This window comes from Polynucleobacter sp. 15G-AUS-farblos, from assembly GCF_018882445.1.
Lineage (GTDB): Bacteria > Pseudomonadota > Gammaproteobacteria > Burkholderiales > Burkholderiaceae > Polynucleobacter.
In genome coordinates this window covers 284,918-301,752 of the sequence record NZ_JACVOM010000002.1, presented here as the reverse complement: position 1 = coordinate 301,752, position 16,835 = coordinate 284,918, and the positions used below count along the sequence as shown (strand labels likewise).

General features: G+C 46.5%; 17 protein-coding genes. 10 read left to right on the top strand and 7 right to left on the bottom strand.

Annotated elements, in window-relative coordinates; genetic code table 11:
• Window positions 1–75: 75 nt before the first annotated feature.
• The 3 genes from frc to ICN41_RS04775 all read left to right on the top strand — a co-directional run bounded on the left by frc (window position 76) and on the right by ICN41_RS04775 (window position 3,137).
• Window positions 76–1,323, top strand: a complete 1,248-nt coding sequence (gene frc / locus ICN41_RS04785; protein ID WP_216291670.1) for a formyl-CoA transferase — start codon at window positions 76–78, stop codon at window positions 1,321–1,323.
• A gap of 1 nt (window position 1,324) precedes the next feature.
• The gene (locus ICN41_RS04780; RefSeq protein WP_216291669.1) at window positions 1,325–2,257 is read left to right on the top strand and encodes a methionyl-tRNA formyltransferase; all 933 of its coding nucleotides are present in this window, start codon (window positions 1,325–1,327) and stop codon (window positions 2,255–2,257) included.
• Window positions 2,258–2,333: 76 nt separating this feature from the next.
• A complete protein-coding gene (locus tag ICN41_RS04775) occupies window positions 2,334–3,137 on the top strand; it encodes a hypothetical protein (RefSeq protein ID WP_216291668.1) in 804 nt (267 codons plus the stop codon).
• Between the two features lie 32 nt (window positions 3,138–3,169).
• On the opposite strand, the gene panC is transcribed toward ICN41_RS04775, so the two are convergent.
• The 4 genes from panC to metG all read right to left on the bottom strand — a co-directional run bounded on the left by panC (window position 3,170) and on the right by metG (window position 6,837).
• Window positions 3,170–4,021: a pantoate--beta-alanine ligase gene (gene panC / locus ICN41_RS04770; protein WP_216291667.1), complete on the bottom strand. Its 852-nt coding sequence runs from the start codon at window positions 4,019–4,021 to the stop codon at window positions 3,170–3,172.
• Window positions 4,018–4,881 (bottom strand): ScpA family protein, encoded by an 864-nt coding sequence (locus ICN41_RS04765; RefSeq protein WP_216291666.1) that lies wholly within the window; start codon window positions 4,879–4,881, stop codon window positions 4,018–4,020. The genes panC and ICN41_RS04765 overlap by 4 nt, the downstream gene beginning before the upstream one ends.
• Window positions 4,874–5,062: a DUF3460 family protein gene (locus tag ICN41_RS04760; RefSeq protein ID WP_216291665.1), complete on the bottom strand. Its 189-nt coding sequence runs from the start codon at window positions 5,060–5,062 to the stop codon at window positions 4,874–4,876. Before ICN41_RS04760 ends, ICN41_RS04765 begins: the two co-directional genes overlap by 8 nt.
• Window positions 5,063–5,166: 104 nt before the next feature.
• Window positions 5,167–6,837, bottom strand: a complete 1,671-nt coding sequence (gene metG, locus ICN41_RS04755; RefSeq protein ID WP_216291664.1) for a methionine--tRNA ligase — start codon at window positions 6,835–6,837, stop codon at window positions 5,167–5,169.
• A gap of 165 nt (window positions 6,838–7,002) precedes the next feature.
• Between metG and ICN41_RS04750 the strand changes: the two genes are divergently transcribed.
• The 6 genes from ICN41_RS04750 (at window position 7,003) to ICN41_RS04725 (ending at window position 12,291) form a co-directional block, all read left to right on the top strand.
• Complete coding sequence (locus tag ICN41_RS04750) at window positions 7,003–7,857, top strand: formate dehydrogenase accessory sulfurtransferase FdhD (protein ID WP_216291663.1); 855 nt, start codon at window positions 7,003–7,005, stop codon at window positions 7,855–7,857.
• A 48-nt stretch (window positions 7,858–7,905) separates the two neighbouring features.
• Window positions 7,906–8,472 carry a dCTP deaminase gene (dcd, locus tag ICN41_RS04745; RefSeq protein WP_068948880.1) on the top strand — a complete coding sequence of 189 codons (567 nt, stop codon included), beginning with the start codon at window positions 7,906–7,908 and terminating at the stop codon, window positions 8,470–8,472.
• 12 nt (window positions 8,473–8,484) lie between these two features.
• Window positions 8,485–9,399, top strand: coding sequence for an ion channel (locus tag ICN41_RS04740; protein WP_216291662.1), 915 nt, complete (start codon window positions 8,485–8,487; stop codon window positions 9,397–9,399).
• Window positions 9,396–11,663 carry an arginine/lysine/ornithine decarboxylase gene (locus ICN41_RS04735; protein WP_216291661.1) on the top strand — a complete coding sequence of 756 codons (2,268 nt, stop codon included), beginning with the start codon at window positions 9,396–9,398 and terminating at the stop codon, window positions 11,661–11,663. Before ICN41_RS04740 ends, ICN41_RS04735 begins: the two co-directional genes overlap by 4 nt.
• A gap of 117 nt (window positions 11,664–11,780) precedes the next feature.
• Entirely contained in the window at window positions 11,781–12,038 is a 258-nt protein-coding gene (locus ICN41_RS04730) for a type II toxin-antitoxin system Phd/YefM family antitoxin (RefSeq protein WP_216291660.1), read from the top strand.
• A complete protein-coding gene (locus ICN41_RS04725) occupies window positions 12,028–12,291 on the top strand; it encodes a Txe/YoeB family addiction module toxin (protein ID WP_216291659.1) in 264 nt (87 codons plus the stop codon). Before ICN41_RS04730 ends, ICN41_RS04725 begins: the two co-directional genes overlap by 11 nt.
• Before the next feature lie 13 nt (window positions 12,292–12,304).
• Here ICN41_RS04725 and ICN41_RS04720 read toward each other — a convergent pair whose 3' ends face one another.
• From ICN41_RS04720 to argH, 3 genes are read right to left on the bottom strand one after another with little or no spacing between them, the layout of a single operon-like run.
• A complete protein-coding gene (locus ICN41_RS04720; RefSeq protein WP_216291658.1) occupies window positions 12,305–13,837 on the bottom strand; it encodes a TRAP transporter large permease subunit in 1,533 nt (510 codons plus the stop codon).
• On the bottom strand, window positions 13,834–14,385 hold the full coding sequence (locus ICN41_RS04715) for a TRAP transporter small permease subunit (protein ID WP_216291657.1): 552 nt from the start codon (window positions 14,383–14,385) through the stop codon (window positions 13,834–13,836). The genes ICN41_RS04720 and ICN41_RS04715 overlap by 4 nt, the downstream gene beginning before the upstream one ends.
• 5 nt (window positions 14,386–14,390) lie before the next feature.
• A complete protein-coding gene (gene argH / locus ICN41_RS04710) occupies window positions 14,391–15,809 on the bottom strand; it encodes an argininosuccinate lyase (protein ID WP_216291656.1) in 1,419 nt (472 codons plus the stop codon).
• Between the two features lie 43 nt (window positions 15,810–15,852).
• On the opposite strand from argH, the gene hemC reads away from it, so the two are divergent.
• Window positions 15,853–16,830, top strand: coding sequence for a hydroxymethylbilane synthase (gene hemC / locus ICN41_RS04705; RefSeq protein WP_216291655.1), 978 nt, complete (start codon window positions 15,853–15,855; stop codon window positions 16,828–16,830).
• The last annotated feature ends 5 nt before the right edge of the window (window positions 16,831–16,835 follow it).

The window sequence follows — 16,835 nt, the reverse complement described above, 5'->3', positions numbered from 1 at the left end:
CACTTTTTTTGCCGCAATCCCCCGCTGGTAAAATTGCCCCAATTCAAAATTTTCATTCTTATTAGGACTTATATCATGGCAAAAGCACTAGAAGGGGTCAAAATCCTCGACTTTACGCACGTTCAGTCAGGGCCTACGTGTACTCAGTTACTCGCTTGGTTCGGGGCAGATGTAATTAAGGTAGAAAAATCAGGAGAAGGTGACGCGACGCGTGGTCAGTTGCGGGATATTCCGGATGCTGACAGCTTGTATTTCACAATGCTGAATCACAATAAGCGTTCGATTACCGTCAATACCAAAACCCAAAAAGGGAAAGAAATCTTAGAGCGCCTCATTAAGGAGTGCGATGTTCTCGTTGAGAACTTTGCGCCTGGTGCTTTAGACCGCATGGGTTTTTCTTGGGAGCGTATTCAAGAATTGAATCCGATGATGATCATGGCCTCTGTAAAAGGTTTTGGTCCTGGCCCCTACGAAGATTGCAAGGTATATGAAAACGTAGCGCAATGCGCTGGTGGTTCTGCATCCACAACGGGTTTTGATGATGGCCCTCCTATGGTTACAGGTGCACAAATTGGTGACAGTGGCACTGGTCTGCATTTGGCATTGGGAATCGTGACTGCGCTCTATCAACGTACCCACTCAGGACGTGGCCAAAAAGTGTTGGCTGCGATGCAAGATGCGGTATTGAACTTGTGCCGTGTGAAATTACGCGATCAACAGCGTTTAGAGCGTGTAGGCGTAATGCAAGAGTATCCACAGTACCCTAATGGTGAGTTTGGTGATGCTGTACCCCGCGCTGGTAATGCTTCTGGTGGTGGTCAGCCTGGTTGGATTGTGAAATGTAAGGGCTGGGAAACTGACCCGAATGCCTATATGTACGTCATTGTTCAGGCGCCAGTTTGGGAGGCTATCTGTAAGGTGATTGGTCGTGAAGATTGGATTACAGATGTGCGTTTCGCATCCCCAATGGCACGCTTGCCGCACCTCATGGAAATCTTTGGTGAGATTGAAAAATGGACTATGACCAAGACTAAGTTTGAAGTCATGGACATATTGAATAAATATGACATTCCATGCGGTCCGATTTTGTCAATGAAAGAGATCGCTGAAGAGCCTGCACTGCGTGCTACTGGCACAGTGGTTGAAGTCGATCATCCTATTCGTGGTAAGTACCTGACAGTGGGTAACCCAATCAAAATGTCTGATAGCCCAACGGATGTGACGCGCTCCCCATTACTTGGTGAGCATACCGATGAGATTCTCAGTGAGCTAGGCTACTCAACTGATGATTTAATTGCACTTCGTCACGATAAGGTGATCTAAGATGCGGGTTGCTTTGATTGGAAGTGCGGATTTCGGTAAGGCTGCATTAGAGGCTTTTTTGGATCGTGGCGATGAGCTCGTAGCCGTATTTTGTCCGCCCGATAATCCGAAATCAAGCAAGCCCGAAGCTCTGAAAGAGGCCGCCATTGCAAGGGGCTTAACGCCCTTGCAATTCTCGACACTCAAAGGCCCTGAGGCCGCACAGGCCATGATCGATAGCAATGCGGATATCTGTGTCATGGCATACGTGCTGCAGTTTGTTCCTCAAGAGTTAGTCAAGATCCCTAAGCACGGCACTATTCAGTATCACCCATCACTCCTTCCAAAATATCGTGGTCCTAGCGCGATTAATTGGGCGATTGCATTGGGAGAAGAAAAGACTGGCCTCACGATCTTCCGTCCTTCTGATGGTTTAGACGAAGGCGAAGTCATTTTGCAAAAAGAAGTGGCGATCGGGCCTGACGACACATTAGGAAAAATTTATTTTGATCATCTCTTCCCGATTGGCGTTCAAGCTTTACTAGAGGCTGCAGATTTGGTGGTGGCTGGTAAGCATCAAGAGATCCCTCAGGATGAATCTCTGGCAAATTATGAAGGTTGGTTTGATGTGAATGCTGCTCAAATTCATTGGGCGAGCCACATTGGGCAGATCTACAACTTAATTCGTGCATGTAATCCTGCACCAGGTGCCTGGACTAAATTTGGCGAAAAAAAAGTACAAATTTATGATTGCCATAAGCATGTTGTGGCTACCTTTGGTGCAGTTAAAGGCAAGCCAGGCGAGGTAACGCAAATTACCTTAGATTCTTTCTTTGTCGCCTGTCACGGCGGACAGATAGAGGTGCTGAAGGCCAAAGGTGCAGCAGGTAAAGTGAGTGGTGCCGAATTGGCTAAAGAGCTAAATCTACAAGTCGGGCAATTCTTTACTCTGTAATCTCAATCAGCAGACCCTGATTTAATATGGACTATCTAATTAGGTAATTAATCTAGCGAAGTTAGGCAGGGACATGATGGACATTATTACCCAATACAGTTATGGACCCATACTGCCTGTCACTATATTGATCATTTTGATTGGGGTGCTAGCCTATCAGATCATATTTTCATTTAGCATTTTTGCGCCGCTATCTAATCAGCCAATTTCTGGGCCCTTTGTTTCGCTTCCAGCTATTGCATTCTTCTTTATGGTTGGTTTTATCTCGCTACATCAATTTTCACGGCAAGAAGATGCAAAGCAAGCGCTCTCAATTGAGGTATCTTCAATCGAAAATATGCTCAACGCACCAGATGTTAATAATGCTAAGCAGCAAGAAATTAAAGTTTTATTAAAAGAGTACCTAAGGGCATCCCTCGACGAGGAATGGACTGGTAGCCGGAATCGAGTTGCCTCATCCCAAATTAATCCCATTATTCAGAAATTGATGGGGATTATTTACGCCCCTGATTTTGTCTGCACTCAAAATCATCGAGACAATCATTGTGTATCACCATTATTGGGAAAGAGCTATGTAGATAATTTATTAGCCCTTTCAAATGCCCACAATAAGCGTATTCAATTAGGGCAACTGGATAGCAGTCCTATTCGTTGGTACATATGCTTTGGCTTAGCTTTTGTTGCCGCATTAACAACAACAGCAATTCATCGTGCAAATAAAATTTCTGCAATCGTCAGCCTCACCCTCTTTATGATGGCTGCTTGGTTAACAGTCGCGATGATTACCTTGAATTACTCACCATATGGCGGGCCTAATTCAATTCAGCCCACTCCTCTATTGAATATAGAGAAGAGCATTATTGGTGTAACAGGTAAATAGCAAGTAGAGCAGATTACTATTTGACCAATAAATTAAATCTCTAAGTTATCAATCAAACGTGTTTTACCCAGCTTAGCCGCAGTGAGAATTACCAAGGGCTCTCCAGCCTGTAAGCTTTCATTAGTGGGTGGCGCTAAGTCAGTTTGTTGACGAATGGCAATGTAGTCAGGCTGCCAGCCACGTTTGGTTAACGTGCTTTCAGCTAACTTTTGAATTTCACTTAGTGCTTGGGTATTTCGTACGCCTAAATCAAGTACCTGATGACGCACTTGTTGCAGTATTTTCTGCAGCTCAGGTGCTTCGGCACGTTCTTGCGTTGACAAGTAGCCATTGCGTGAGGAGAGTGCAAGACCATCTTCAGCGCGAATCGTTTCGCCAGGAACAATATCGACCGGCAGGGCAAATTGTTTAGCCATTTGACGAATAATCATCAATTGCTGGTAATCCTTTTTCCCAAACACAGCCACCTTTGGTTGCACGCACGAAAAGAGTTTCAAGACAACAGTACAAACACCCTTGAAGAATCCAGGACGGAACTCACCCTCTAAGATATCGCCTAATTGATGTGGTGGATCTACACGATATTCTTGTGGCTGAGGGTAGAGGTCACGTTCAGTTGGTGCAAAAAGGATATAGACACCTTCTCTCTCAAGCTTTTCAATGTCATCTTGCATCGTGCGAGGGTAGCTATCAAAATCTTCATTGGGGCCAAACTGAAGACGATTAACAAAAATACTAGCCACCACCGGGTCACCATGTTGGCGCGCAAGACGCATGAGGGATAAGTGACCTTCATGCAAGTTGCCCATCGTTGGTACAAAAGAGGCGCGGTTTTGACCACGTAAGTGATCGCGTAATTCTTGTATATCGCTAATGATTTTCATGCAACTGGTGTGTAGGCAAGCCGAACGTAGATAGGGGCATAGGGCTCTGCCTGGGTAATCTCTACCAAGGCTTCACGAGAGAGCTCTAGCATTGCAATGAAGTTCACGATCACAACAGGAATGCCTTTCCCGGACTTGATAGCCTCTTCAAACAGTTCACCAAACTCAACAAAACGCGTGCTTTGTAGGCGACGCAAAATACGCGTCATAAAGTCACGTACGGATAGCTCTTCGCGAGTAATGGTGTGGTGTTGATTGAGTTTGGCGCGGTGAAGTACGTCACGCCAAGCCATCTGTAAATCATCTAAATTGACTTCAGGCCAAGTGATGGCAACGGTGGTATCGACATAGCCATGGGCGATTTGGAAGTCGCGGCCATGCTGTGGAATTTGATCTAATTCTTGTGCAGCTAATTTCATGCGCTCGTACTCGAGTAGGCGACGCACTAATTCTGCGCGTGGATCTTCCACTTCTTCTTCGCTATCTGCCTTTTTCATTGGCAGCAACATGCGAGATTTAATTTCAATCAACATGGCAGCCATGAGCAAATACTCAGCAGCAAGCTCAAGATTGTGATGACGAATTTGATCGATGTAGCTCAGGTATTGCTGGGTTACCTGTGCCATCGGAATATCCAGTACATTGAAGTTCTGTTTACGAATGAGATAAAGCAATAGATCTAATGGTCCTTCAAAGGCCTCTAGAAAAACTTCTAGCGCATCTGGTGGAATATAAAGATCAGTCGGGAGCTTAAAGAGTGGCTCGCCATAGAGTTTGGCGAAAGCCGAAGACATCCCATCGGTTACTGCAGGGGTGCTATCAATTAAATCGGGTAAGGGCTGAGAATTAGGGTCAGTCATTCGAATAGACATAAGCGCGTTGTTTTAATTTAGCGGCTTTTGCGCGACGCTGGTCTTCAACGCTTAATGGCTCTTTGTCCCATAGTAGGGCGCGACCAGCTTGCTGGTCAGCTTCGAGGCTTGGCTTCTCAGTTTTCAGTTCATTTAAGAACTGGGTAAATTCAGATTGATATCTTGCCATGGCATTTCCTAAAATACTCAATAAATTCAATGACTTAGTAAATTTAATTCCAAAAGTCACTTGAGGACCACAACCATCATTATAGGTGGTTTTTGGAGGCCTTTTTACAAGTTTGCCGCCAGCAAAGCCTCAATTTGTGGGGCTTCCACTCGGGTCATGAGGTGCTTATATGCCTGGATTGGGTTTTTGCTCGAAAGCGGCGTATTGATATCGCTCCAGGATTGCGGTGGCACCGAGAGGAATTCTTCAACGCCATTCGCAACTTGCGGAATCACTGGCTTGAGATAAAGGCTGAGCATTCTGAAGGCTTCTAATGTGATGCTACAGACACGTTGAAGTTCAGCTTCACGTTCGGGGTCCTTAGCAATTTCCCAGGGCTTGTTTTCATCAACAAAGCCATTGACCTTGTCCGCTAATTCCATGATCGTGCGGAGCGCTTTTGCATACTCGCGACCCTCATACAGCTCGGCAATTTTTTCATTTGAGCTGGCAATTTCTTTGAGCAAGGCATGATCCATCGCTTCATCAGAGACTACGCCGCCAAATCGTTTAACAAGAAAGCCAGCACTACGACTTGCAATATTGATGTACTTACCTAAGAGATCACTATTGACGCGCGCAACAAAGTCTTGCAAATTCAGATCCAAATCTTCCATGCTGTCGTTTAACTTCGTAGCAAAGTAGTAGCGGAACCACTCAGGATTAAAGCCACATTCGATGACGCTATTGGCTGAGATAAGAGTGCCTCGCGACTTACTCATCTTTTCGCCATCCACTGTTAAGAAGCCATGAGCAAAAACATTGCTAGGGGTTCTGTAGCCTGCGAAATGAAGAGTAGCTGGCCAGAAGAGTGTGTGGAAATACAAAATATCTTTACCGATGAAGTGATATTGCTCGGTAGTGGTATCCGGCTTAACCCACTCATCAAAATTCAGACCTTTTGATTGGCAGTAATTCAGGAAGCTGGCATAGTAGCCAATCGGGGCGTCAAGCCATACGTAGAAGTACTTGCCAGGCGCATCGGGGATCTCAAAGCCAAAGTAGGGGGCATCGCGAGAGATGTCCCAGTCACCCAGTTTGCTATCCCCTGGTTGACCAACCCACTCCTTCATTTTGTTACGGGCTTCTGGCTGCAATGGTGTTTTAACTTGCGTCCACTCACGTAAGAATTCTTCGCAACGCGGATCAGATAGCTTAAAGAAGTAGTGATCAGAAATCTTTTTGATTGGTGTTGCGCCGCTAACGACTGAGAATGGATTCTTTAGGTCGGTGGGTGAGTAAGTGGCGCCACATTTTTCACAGTTGTCACCATATTGATCCTTTGCGCCACACTTAGGGCACTCGCCTTTAATAAAGCGATCAGGAAGAAACATTTCCTTCACGGGATCATATGCTTGTTCAATTGCACGCTTTTCAATCAGGCCAGCATCACGTAATTTCAAATAAATACTTTGTGAAAGCTTTTCATTTTCTGGGCTATCAGTGGTGTAGTAGTTATCGAAGGAGATAAGGAAGTTATCAAAGTCGCGCTTATGCTCTTTCCAAACATTAGCAATGAGCTCTTTAGGTGTCAGACCCTCTTTTTCAGCGCGCAACATGATGGGTGTGCCATGGGTATCGTCGGCGCCGACGTAATGCACCTCGTGTCCGCGCATGCGCTGAAAACGTACCCAAATGTCAGTTTGAACATATTCCACCAGATGGCCGATATGAATCTGGCCATTGGCATATGGCAAAGCGGATGTGACAAGAAGGCGACGCTGGGAGTTACTCATGTAATGCGGACTCAAATAAGGGAATTAAATAGGGGCAATGTTCGATTATGCTAGTTGTAATGTATTGATTCAGCACTAATTTTAGTCTGCAGTTAAAGTTATACCCCGTTGCCGATCAATAAAGGCCGATAAACTTCGGTCTGTACCATTTATAGAAAGCGTTTTATGGCAGTTGAGCCCATAATTCAGATGTCAAATGCCTCCGTGCCCGTGGTGCACGAGGTTGAGATATTGGATGAGATGGGGCGCCGTAAGTTAACCCATATCCCTGGGGAGCGTCCGCTGACCATTTACTTGGATAAGCGTGAGATTGTGACCTTGATGACTTTGGGTAGCGCCCCAGAAGCTTTAGTCCTGGGTTATCTGCGAAATCAACGCATGGTTGAGTCTCCTGATGACATTGAGAGCATTCAGGTGGACTGGGAGACGGATTCAGCGGCGGTAAAAACACGGCGCAGTACGGTTGACATTGACGTTCTTACCAGTAAGAGGGTGGTCACCACGGGCTGTGGTCAAGGGACCATGTTTGGCGGTTTGATGGACGAGATGTCGGAGATTCGCTTACCCGATGGCCCGACATTATCCCAAGAGGCAATCATTAGCTTGGTAGATGCTATGCGTACCCATGACACGATCTATAAGAAATCCGGTTCAGTTCACGCTTGCGCTGTCTTTGAGAGGCAAGGAGATGCCGGGGTTCAGCTCTTGCATTTTATTGAGGATGTAGGGCGCCATAATGCGGTTGACTCCATCTCAGGCTTGTTGTGGTTGGCTAATAAGTCTGGAAAGGATTTGATTTTCTTTACAACTGGACGTCTCACCTCCGAAATGATCATCAAGGGTGCTCAAATGGGAATTCCCTTTCTCTTGACCCGCTCTGGCGTGACACTCATGGGTCTGGATTTGGCTCGCAAAACCAACCTCACCATCCTGTCCCGCTGTTCTGGTAAACACTTCGAGATCTACAACGCACCCGAGCGCGTAATTTTTAGTCAAAATACCTCGTTTTTGGCTTCCTAGGCCCTACAAAGTTTGGGCAGTAAGCGGCGAAGGTTTTACAATTCGGCCATGACTATTAAATCTGACCACTGGATCCGCCGCATGGGCGAGCAAGGCATGATCAGCCCATTTGAACCTGGGCAAATCCGCCAAGACGCTGCAGGCAACAAAATCGTAAGTTATGGCACTTCAAGCTATGGCTATGACATTCGTTGCGCTGACGAATTTAAGATCTTCACCAATATCAATAGCACCATCGTTGATCCAAAAAATTTCGATGAACAATCCTTCGTCGACTTCAAGGGTGATGTTTGCATCATTCCACCGAACTCATTTGCTTTAGCAAGAACGGTAGAGTATTTCAAGATTCCTCGCAGCGTACTAACTGTCTGCGTTGGTAAGAGCACCTATGCTCGTTGCGGCATTATTGTGAACGTCACGCCATTCGAACCCGAGTGGGAAGGTTATGTGACCTTGGAGTTTTCTAATACCACGCCATTGCCTGCCAAAATTTATGCAGGTGAAGGCTGTGCGCAAGTACTCTTCTTTGAGAGTGATGAAGTATGCGGAACATCGTATAAGGACCGCGGTGGTAAGTATCAAGGTCAGCGGGGCGTTACCCTGCCGAAGACCTAAGCCATTACGGCAGTGCGTAAATTCCCGTTTAATCGACGTCCAGCCAGGATTAATCTAGAGGAATATCGCGCCTCACTCTCGCGCTCTGAATTAGCGCGTCCTGAAAATAACTTCTATCACTGGCTACTAGGTACCAGCTGGACTAGCTTTTTATTGCTAGTCGTTTTCGTGTACTTGGGGACCAACCTTCTGTTTGCCTTTGGGTATTTAGCTTGTGGAGAAGGTGCTATCACCAACGCCGAGCCAGGCTCATTACTTGACGCCTTTTTCTTTAGTGTTCAGACCATGGCTACCATTGGTTATGGTCGTATGACGCCTGTGGGAAGTTGGCCCAATGCGATTGTGACCTTTGAAGCCTTCTTTGGCATTGTGTACTCGGCGCTAACAACGGGTTTGGCCTTTGCGCGCTTTACGAGGCCTACTGCAGGTGTACGCTTTTCTGAAGTAGCTGTAGTAGGAAGTCATGATGGTGTACAGACCCTGAAGTTCCGTGTGGCCAATGATCGCAGTTCGCATATTGTGGAGGCGCAACTGCGCCTGTGGTTAATTGCCGAGAGCATGACCAGTGAGGGTGAGCGCTATCGCCGCTCAGTTGAACTTCAGCTCCACCGGTCTGAGAGCCCAGTCTTCTCCTTAACGTGGACTGCGATGCATAGCGTGGATGAGAATAGTGCCCTCAAAGAGTATTTAGGTAACCCGGATGTTGAGCAGCAGTGGCATTTGCTCATTACCTTTACTGGTTACCATGAGAGCCTAGCAAACCAGGTTTATGCACGACATGTTTACTTACCAAGGAATGTGCAGGAAAATGCGACCTTCATTGATATAGTCTCAGTTTTGCCGGATGGTGGTCGGGTCATTGACCTCACCAATTTTGATAAGTGGATTCCGAGTACATCGGATAAGTTAGCAGGGGAGTTTTTATGAAATTTCGTTTCCCAATCATCATTATTGATGAGGACTTTCGTTCGGAAAATATTTCGGGTTCTGGCATTCGCGATTTAGCAGAAGCGATTGAAAACGAAGGTATGGAAGTGATTGGTTTAACCAGTTATGGTGACCTCACATCGTTTGCGCAGCAAGCCTCTCGTGCATCCACTTTCATTGTCTCGATCGATGATGAAGAATTTGATTCTGACTCAGAAGATCATGATCTTCCAGCTTTAAATAATTTGCGCGCCTTTATTACTGAAGTGCGTAAACGCAATGAAGATATTCCAATCTTTTTGTATGGCGAGACTCGGACATCTCGTCATATGCCAAATGATATCTTGCGTGAGTTACATGGTTTCATTCACATGAATGAGGACACCCCTGAATTCGTAGCGCGTCATATTATTCGTGAAGCAAAGGTTTATCTTGATTCCTTAGCGCCACCTTTCTTCCGTGCTCTGACAAATTACGCCTCTGAGGGATCGTACTCGTGGCATTGCCCAGGTCACTCTGGTGGCGTTGCTTTCTTAAAGAGTCCAGTGGGTCGTATGTTTCATCAATTCTTTGGTGAAAATATGTTGCGCGCAGACGTTTGTAACGCGGTAGAAGAGCTGGGTCAGCTACTTGACCATACTGGTCCAGTGCTGCAAAGCGAGCGTAATGCTGCCCGTATCTTTAATGCGGATCATTTGTTTTTTGTCACCAATGGAACATCGACCTCAAACAAGATTGTTTGGCACTCTACAGTTGCTCCGGGAGATGTGGTTTTAGTAGATCGCAATTGCCACAAATCAGTGATTCATTCCATCACTATGATGGGCGCGATCCCCATCTTCTTAATGCCAACCCGAAATCACTTAGGGATTATTGGCCCGATTCCGAAAGAAGAGTTCGAGTGGGAAAACATTAAGAAAAAGATTGATGCCAACCCTTTTATTAAGAACAAGAACGTGGTACCTCGTGTGATGACGCTCACGCAAAGTACTTATGACGGTATTGTCTACAACGTTGAGATGATTAAAGAGATGCTTGATGGCAAAGTAGATTCATTGCATTTTGACGAAGCTTGGTTGCCGCATGCTGCTTTCCATCCTTTCTATAAGGATATGCATGCGATTGGATCTGACCGTAAGCGTACCAAGAAGAGTTTGATGTTTGCTACACAGTCGACCCATAAGCTATTAGCTGGCCTATCTCAGGCTTCTCAAGTATTGGTACAGGATGCAGAAGATACTAAGTTAGACCGTGATTGCTTCAATGAAGCGTATTTGATGCATACCTCAACCAGTCCACAGTATGCGATTATTGCCTCTTGCGATGTCTCTGCAGCCATGATGGAGTCTCCTGGGGGTACTACTTTGGTTGAGGAATCGATTGCTGAGGCGATGGACTTCCGTCGCGCTATGCGTGAAGTAGACGAGAAGTTTGGTTCGGAGTGGTGGTTTAAGGTTTGGGGTCCCGATCACCTGGCTGAAGAGGGTATTGGTGAGCGTTCTGATTGGGTGCTGGAGCCATCGGCAGCATGGCATGATTTTGGCAAGCTTGCCAAAGATTTCAATATGCTTGATCCGATTAAGGCCACAGTAGTTACACCGGGCCTGGATATCGAAGGTAACTTCGGCTCAATGGGAATCCCGGCCAGTATTGTGACTAAGTATTTGGCTGAGCATGGTGTGATCGTAGAGAAGTGCGGCCTGTACTCCTTCTTCATTATGTTCACGATCGGCATTACTAAAGGTCGTTGGAATACTCTCGTAACAGAATTGCAGCAATTTAAAGATCACTTTGATAAGAACGCTCCATTGTGGAAGGTATTGCCAGAGTTTGTGGCCAAGCATCCGCGCTATGAGCGTGTGGGCTTGAAAGATATTTGCCAACAGATTCATGAGTTCTATAAGAGCCGCAATGTTGCACGCATGACTACGGAGATGTATACCTCCGATATGGTTCCAGCGATGATGCCCTCAGAGGCTTGGGCCAAGATGGCGCACAAGGAAGTTGATCGCGTGCCTTTAGATCAGCTGGAAGATCGCGTTACTGCCATGCTTGTGACGCCATATCCTCCAGGTATTCCACTCTTGATCCCAGGTGAACGCTTTAATAAGCGGATCGTGGACTATCTTTACTTTGCCCGTGACTTCAATGAGAAGTTTCCTGGCTTTGAAACAGATATTCATGGCTTAGTTAAAGGAGATCTTGATGGGCGCAGTGAGTACTATGTGGATTGCGTCCGGCAGGAGCCTGATATCACCTTATAGCCTGTGCGATCCAGCTTTTACAGAAAATACCCTGCTTTAGCAGGGTATTTTTTTATTTGATCTCACATGCCTCTTCCTATATACTTGTACAATATATTGAACAAGTAGGAGATTGAGATGCGGGTAATCAATTTTTCAGATGCTAGAAATCAATTCAAGCAGGTGATAGATCGGGTTGTTGAGGATTGTGATGTGGCCATTATTTCCCGAAGAGATGCCGAGGATGCAGTTGTCATGTCTCTGAATACCTATAACAGCATGATGGAAACACTCCATTTATTAAAATCTCCAGCTAACGTAAAACACTTGGAGAAATCATTGGCCCAATACCGAAAAGGACAAACAAAGACAAAGGCTCTGCTGGATGTTGAGTAGGTTAGTTTGGACAAATGCAGCTTGGTCTGATTATGTGTATTGGCAAGGGCAGGATAAAAAAACGCTAAAGCGTATTAATAGTCTGATAAAAGATGCACTCAGAAATCCTAAGGATGGAATCGGTAAGCCAGAAGAGCTAAGAGAAAGTCTCTCGGGATGTTGGTCTAGACGAATCGATGATGTTCATAGACTGGTATATGTAATCGAAAAAGACCAGCTTGTGATTGTTAACTGCCGTTATCACTATGGATAACGGCTCATTTCCTTTATCTGCCTGGCTTATCCAGCTGAAAATTCACTGGAGCATCCTCATCTACTTTGCTTGATGGGGATTCCGATTTACTCTCATCGGTCGTGATGAAATTAAATTCCTGGCTTTGGATTACGGCTGCCGGCTTATCTAGGAAGGTGGTCACCAATGCAGGGAAGGCTATTACGAGCACCACCATGATGAGTTGCAGGCCTACCCAAGGTAAGGCTCCCCAATAGATATCACTGCTCTTGACTTCTTTAGGAGCTACACCCCTTAGGTAAAACAAGGCAAATCCAAACGGGGGATGCATGAATGAGGTTTGCATATTGACGCATAACATCACGCCAAACCAAACTAGTGCAGCGCTGGCTGCAGCTTGAGGGTTGCCATTCATGGAATCTAGCAATACCGGGGAGAGAAGCTTCACCGCAACCGGGGCGAGCATCGGCACAACGATGAAGGCAATCTCAAAAAAATCTAAGAAGAAGGCCAAGAAAAAGATAAAGAGGTTTACAACAATGAGAAAGCCAACCCATCCACCTGGTAGATTTGCAAAGAGTTCCTCAACCCAAAGTCCGCCATCCACTCCCTGGAAAACTACCGAGAAGCAGGTAGATCCAATCAGAATAAATACCACCATCGCGGTAATGCGCATGGTGTTTTGGTAGGCTTGTTGTATTAAGCTTTTGAGATTGGGGATGCCAGCTCTTCGCAACCAAGCCAAGAGTAATGCGCCCATCGCACCCATAGCGCCCGACTCTGTTGGGGTAGCAATGCCCGTCATGATCGTACCCAAGACCAAGAAGATCAGTACTGCCGAAGGAATGATGCCCAAGAGACATTTTTTCCAAAGCGCCCATCCTTTAAGCGTGAGTTCGCTCTCAGGAATTGCTGGCAAATAATCTGGACGAATGCGTGCCAAGAAAAAAGTGTAGAGGGCAAAAAGGCCAATTTGCAGGAGTGATGGACCCCAGGCCCCAAGATACATGCTGCCTACGTCAGCACTGCCACTTTGAGTTTTGAGTTGATCAGCTAAAACAATCAATACTAATGAAGGAGGAACTAATTGTGTAATGGTTCCAGAAGCCGCTAGAACCCCTGTGGCATAGCGCATGTTGTAACCGTAACGCATCATTACAGGTAATGAGATCATGGCCATAGCGATCACCTGAGCTGCTACTGTGCCGGTAATTGCGCCAAGAATAAAGCCGACGATGATGACGGAATAGCCGAGTCCTCCACGCACGCGACCAAAGAGTTGCCCCATCGAATCCAGCATTTCTTCTGCAAGGCCGCAGCGCTCAAGAATGGCGCCCATAAAGGTGAAAAAGGGAATCGCAAGGAGTAAATCGTTTGCAAGGACGCTGCCAAAGATACGCTGAGGAATTGCTTGCAAGAATGCCATTCCAAAAAAACCTTCGCTTATCGCAATGATGGAGAAGAAGAGGGCTGCGGCCATCAAAGAAAAAGCAACAGGAAAACCTATCAACATAAAGACGACAAGGCCACCAAACATCAATGGTGGCATCCACTCTAATGGAATCATTGCGTGGGTTTCTCGTAGCGAAGATCTTCGGCTGGCAAACTTACTACACCTTTGAGTGCGCCGATGCGTTTGATGATCTCAGATAGGCCTTGCAAGCTCAGCATAAAGAAGCCAAAGGGCACAACAAACTTAATGGGGTAGCGTGCCATACCGCCTGCATTGAGGGAGTGCTCCATCACTAGCCATGATGGATAAAACAAGGATGTCCAAGATAACCAGGTGAATAAGATGCAAGCTGGCATGAGAAAGAACGCCAGTCCAAATAAATCCACCCAGAGACGACCTCGATCAGAAAGGCGTGAGTAAATTAAATCTACTCGAACATGTTCATTACGTTTAAGGGTGTAGGAAGCGCCCAACATGACTGCTGCGCTAAAAAGATACCACTGCAATTCCAGCGGCCAGTTGTTGCTGATATCTAGGCCGTATCTGAGTAATGCATTGCCTGCAGACACGACACAAGACAATAAAATCATCAGGCTGGCAACGCTGCCCAGCAATTGATTAATGCGATCAATACTAGTGGAGAGCTTAGTCCAGAACCCCATGCACTTTAGAGATCTGCGCGACCTTTTTTGATCGCAGCAAGCACCTGGGCTGGTGCTGTGCCACCAGCATGTTGGCGAGATTGCACTGAGCCATCTACTGTGAGAAGCGTAAACACATCATCGCTAATCAGTTCAGGACGGTTATCTAAACCGCAAGCAAAACGTAACTCTGAAAGACTTAAATCGGTGAGCATGCAGTTTCTGCCAACGCAGGCTTTAACAGCATGAGCTACGGCCTCATGCGCATCACGGAAAGCCAAACCTTTTTTGACTAAGTAGTCAGCTAAATCGGTTGCAGTTGCAAAGCCCTCTTCAGCAGCCTTCTTCATGACATTGGCTTTCACCTCAATATGTGGAACCATGTCAGCAAAAATACGTAAGGTGTCTTGCACGGTATCTACTGCATCAAATAAAGGTTCTTTATCTTCTTGGTTGTCTTTGTTATAGGCAAGCGGTTGACCCTTCATGAGAGTCAATAAAGAAATTAAATCTCCATAGACGCGACCAGTCTTACCGCGCGCTAATTCTGGAACATCAGGGTTCTTCTTCTGCGGCATGATAGAGCTGCCAGTACAAAAGCGATCTGGCAAGTCAATAAAGCCAAAGCGGGGGCTAAGCCACAAAATGAGTTCTTCAGATAAGCGAGAGACATGCATCATGAGAATGGATGCGAAAGCGCAGAACTCAATTGCAAAGTCGCGATCCGACACTGCATCTAAAGAGTTATCACAAATGCCATCAAATCCCAGAATCTTGGCTACTTGTTCACGGTCTATCGGATAGGTGGTGCCTGCTAAAGCTGCGGCACCTAATGGCAGGCGATTAAAACGAGTCCTTAAATCTGCTAGGCGACTCGCATCACGACTGAACATTTCGTAATAGGCCATTAAATGGTGACCAAAAGTAATTGGCTGCGCTACTTGCAAATGCGTATGACCTGGCATGATGGTTGCAGCATGTTTTTCTGCTAAATCCAATAATGCTAGGCGTAAAGTTTTGAGTGTGAGCGCGATGTCATCTACGCTGCCACGCAGCCAAAGACGTAAATCAGTGGCTACTTGGTCATTACGCGAGCGACCAGTATGTAAACGTTTGCCAGCATCGCCAACCAATTGGGTTAGGCGCGCTTCAATATTGAGGTGAACATCCTCAAGGGCTAGTTGCCAGTCAAATTGGCCAGCTTCAATTTCATTTTTAATCTGAGCCATACCCCTTTGAATATCAGCTAAATCCTGCGGACTAATAATTTTTTGAGTAGCCAGCATTTCAGCGTGAGCTAGGGAACCAGCAATATCCACCATCGCAAAGCGTTGATCAAAGCCAATGGAGGCGGTATAGCGCTGAACGAGTTCGTCAACAGGTTCTGCAAAACGGGCCGACCAAGCTTGGGCTTTGTTGGCTAAGGAATTTTTGGATGAGCTCATAAACACAGTATATTGGTGTAGGTCTTTGATTATTTTAAATGTTATGTCCCAAACCCTAAATTCCTCCTCTTCTGCCTCTGCCTTGGCAGCCCCCAAGCGCCTGGTCATTGCCTCCCGAGAAAGTCGCCTAGCCCTATGGCAGGCGCACTATGTCCAAGATTGCCTTAAAAAGTGCTACCCAGACTGTGATGTCCAGATTTTGGGCATGACCACCAGAGGGGACCAGATTTTGGATAAAGCCCTGTCTAAAGTCGGTGGCAAAGGCCTATTTGTCAAAGAGTTAGAGACTGCCCTAGAAGATGGCCGGGCTGATCTGGCAGTGCACTCCTTAAAAGATGTCCCAATGGTGATGCCAGAGGGTTTTGATCTGTCTTGCGTGATGGCCAGAGAAGATGCCAGAGATGCCTTTGTCTCCAATGATTACGCTAGCCTAGAAGATCTACCTGCTGGCGCGATTGTGGGAACTTCGAGCTTGCGACGAGAGTCCGTATTGCGCGCTAAGTTCCCCCATCTGGTGATTGAGCCACTACGCGGTAATTTAGATACCCGCATGGGTAAATTAGATCGCGGTGAGTACCAAGCCATTATTTTGGCCGCTGCTGGTCTCAAGCGCTTAGGTCTAGAGTCCCGCATCCGCGCTTGCCTGCCTTACGATCCCTACACCCCAGCAGCAGGTCAAGGCGCCCTAGGCATTGAGACCCTCACTAGTCATCCGCATATTAAAGAGTGGCTAGCGCCACTCTTAGATTTACCGACCTTGTACGCCGTATCAGCTGAGCGCATGGTCTCTCGGCAATTAGGTGGCTCTTGTGAGGTGCCCCTAGCAGCGTATGCCACTTGGGATCAAAACCAGATGCAGATCCGCTCTTTTGTCGCCAGTACCGATGGTCAAAACATCTGCCTAGCTAAAGGCAGTGGGGCAGTAGCCTCAGTAGCTGATGCAGAAGCCCTAGGATTGGCGGTAGCCCAAGATCTGCTGGCCCAAGGGGCAGCGGAGTTGATACCTCAAATTTCAAAATAAGATTT